Below are 910 nucleotides of genomic sequence, written 5' to 3'. Positions count from 1 at the left end.
TGGTTCGGCGCTGGTTCCTTGGCTGTTGGCGGGAGGGTGGATCGGGGCCGCTCAGGCGACGGCTGCTGATAATCGGGCATAGGTCAGGGCCCATTCGCGCTGGAAGGGACAGGCGGAGTTCATGGCCAGCTTGATGCGGCGCACCGAGACGCTGACCAGGGCGCCAATCTTGAACAACTTGAGACGGATGGTGGCGCAGCTTGCCCTGGCGAGCCGTGTGTCCACCAGGCCGATGCGGCGCAACGCGCAGATCAGCACATAGGCCATCGAGGCGAACCAGAGCCTGAGCTGGTTGGCGCGCAGGGTGGCGGCAGAGGTGCGGTCGGCAAACAGGTCGAGCTGGCATTCCTTGATGCGGTTCTCCATCTCGCCGCGGGCGCAGTAGAGGTCCTCGTAGAGGCATTGCGCCGGCCAAACCTCGGCGTCGAGCGAGGTGACGACAAAGCGCGGGTTGGCCTCGCCTTGCGTCCACTCGGCCTTGGCCACGACCCGGCGCCGGCAGCTCCAGCTCTTGCGCGTGGTCCACAGGAAGTCCTTGAAGCGGCGGGCGGGCCGGCTGGTGAGCGAACTCTCTGCCTTGGCCGCCTCCAGTTCAGCCGCGATGTGGCGGACCAGCCGAACATTGCGGGCCAGACCGAACAGGTAGTCGACGGCGTTGGTTTCGCACCAGGCCATCAGCTCCTCGCGGGCGAAGCCGGAATCGGCGCGCAGCACGATGCGGACCTTGGGCCAGCGCTGACGCAGCTGGCGCACGATGCGCTCGATCTCCTGAACCGCGCCGGCGGCCGCGTCGATGTTGGCGGGCCGCAGCTTGGCGCACAAAAGGTGATCGCCGCAGAAGATGTAGAGCGGCAGGTAGCAGTAGTTGCCGTAGTAGCGTGGAAGAACCGCCCCTCCTGGTTGCCGTGCA

At 66.6% G+C, this 910-nt stretch carries 1 pseudogene; it reads right to left on the bottom strand.

Going from position 1 to position 910, the window contains the following annotated elements:
- Positions 1-51: 51 nt before the first annotated feature.
- A pseudogene (locus tag NKJ01_RS36240) lies at positions 52-910 on the bottom strand (IS1380 family transposase); the annotation flags it as partial.

The sequence above is a fragment of the Mesorhizobium sp. M0276 genome (assembly GCF_040321755.1).
GTDB lineage: Bacteria > Pseudomonadota > Alphaproteobacteria > Rhizobiales > Rhizobiaceae > Mesorhizobium.
Note: the sequence above shows the minus strand (reverse complement) of the source record. Positions and strands in the feature narration are given on the sequence as shown.